The 1,661-nt window shown below is 45.3% G+C and carries 3 protein-coding genes; 2 read left to right on the top strand and 1 reads right to left on the bottom strand.

What is annotated here, in order from left to right; genetic code table 11:
* Together A3766_RS16900 and A3766_RS16895 are read left to right on the top strand one after the other, a co-directional pair.
* Nucleotides 1-442, top strand: a 442-nt coding sequence (locus A3766_RS16900) for a chemotaxis protein CheW (RefSeq protein ID WP_231882910.1), incomplete at its 5' end; no start/stop codon positions are given.
* A gap of 42 nt (nucleotides 443-484) precedes the next feature.
* A complete protein-coding gene (locus A3766_RS16895; RefSeq protein ID WP_068512375.1) occupies nucleotides 485-997 on the top strand; it encodes a MarR family winged helix-turn-helix transcriptional regulator in 513 nt (170 codons plus the stop codon).
* Between the two features lie 85 nt (nucleotides 998-1,082).
* Here A3766_RS16895 and A3766_RS16890 read toward each other — a convergent pair.
* The coding region (locus tag A3766_RS16890; RefSeq protein WP_156508942.1) for a DUF3530 family protein at nucleotides 1,083-1,661 on the bottom strand (579 nt) is incomplete at its 5' end.

The following is a 1,661-nucleotide window of genomic DNA, read 5'->3' as shown; positions in this document are numbered from 1 at the left end:
ACTAAATATAATAATACTAAAACCTGCGAAAGAATTTGGAAGGAATATGCCAGCTGATTCAGCCATACAATATGTAAGCTTCTCTCTTGCTGAAGAAACGTATGCATATGAGGTTAAGCTGGTCAGAGAGATAATTACCTATCGAGAACCAACCCCTGTTCCTGGGTCAAACCCCGAAATAGCAGGCATCTTAAATGTTCGCGGTGAAATCGTTCCGGTACTTTCTGCTGAGAAACATATACAGGTAAGCACTGCAGAAGCCCATCAAAGAATTCTCATTCTAGACTCAAGCCGTGGCGCCGCTGGAATAGCCGTCGAGCAAGTGGGCGAAATCTTTCTAGTTGAGCCAAGCAAAATCAATATCGAAGCAGATTCCTCAAAAAATGTTGTAGGAACAGTCTTGCATAGGGATAATCTAGTTATCTTATTAGAGGGGCTTTGAGAGACCTCTGCTACTTAATACCAAGTTTATGAGGACTGTCCATTGGATCATATCGAAGAAGTTTTGGTTTCCCTTCGTCGCGTTATTCGGGCGACAGACCTCCACTCCAAACATTTAGCCAAAACAACCGGGCTAACAGCACCACAGATTCTCTTGCTGCAAACGATAAGAAATAAGGGCGAAGTGAGCATTGGTGAACTGGCACATGACATGAGCTTGAGCCAAGCTACCGTCACAACCATTCTTGACCGCTTGGAAAAGCGCGAATTTGTCTATCGAGAAAGGTCCAAGGAAGATAAGCGTAAGGTCCACGCCTACTTAACCGATGCGGGCTTAGAAGTTTTAAAGGATGCCCCCACCCCTCTCCAGGACCAATTTGCCAAACAATTTAATGACCTTCAGGAGTGGGAGCAAACGATGATTATTTCAAGTCTGCAACGCGTTGCCCAAATGATGGATGCACAGCATATTGATGCGTCTCCTGTCTTGGATGTCGGCGTGCTCGATAGGCAGGACATGGCTGGAAACTCGCCTGATGCCTATGAAGGAAAGTGATCACCTAAACGCATGTTTGGCTATGTCATGCCCTGCATTGTAATCTGTAGCGTCTATGAACTTACCGTCCAGCTACTTCGCCGACTTAACGGGAACGATTACCTACAATCATACCCGGTGCATATTTCTCAAGCCAATAACGAATTCGTCGAACCAAATTTTTCTGTGGCCCTTCAGATAAATTAAACGCATAGTCCACTTGCATATAGTTAATTGCGCCAGCCACGTTTGCCGATGCCAAGCGCGCTTTGACAGAACTTTCATCTTCCACCGAATTAACCATCTCCAAGACGGGTGGCTGGAAGTTTTGCCCTAAATGCTCTGCCAGATCGACTTGTAAAGGTTCATCAAACTCAGGGTCAACCAGTACCAGAGCAAAGCCTTTATTACTAAATGTCCCCTGCTTTTGCTTGAGATACTCAAAGGCAATGTTGGCTGAAGCGCGATAGGCTAACAAAACAATATTCTGATAGCCTTGCTGCTGTAAGTACGAAATACCAGCGTTCACGTGCGCAAGCGCTTTGTCTTGGTAGGGAATTGCTTTTAGCTGCTTTTCTTTATCGGCAAGGTCTATATCAACAGGTTTATCTGGATCAGAACTGTCTTCGGTAACTGCATCGTCTTTGTCTGCCGCTTGCTCACTTTTTTCCGCCTCACCATCTGA

It is taken from the genome of Oleiphilus sp. HI0132 (genome assembly GCF_001635845.1).
Note: the sequence above shows the minus strand (reverse complement) of the source record. Positions and strands in the feature narration are given on the sequence as shown.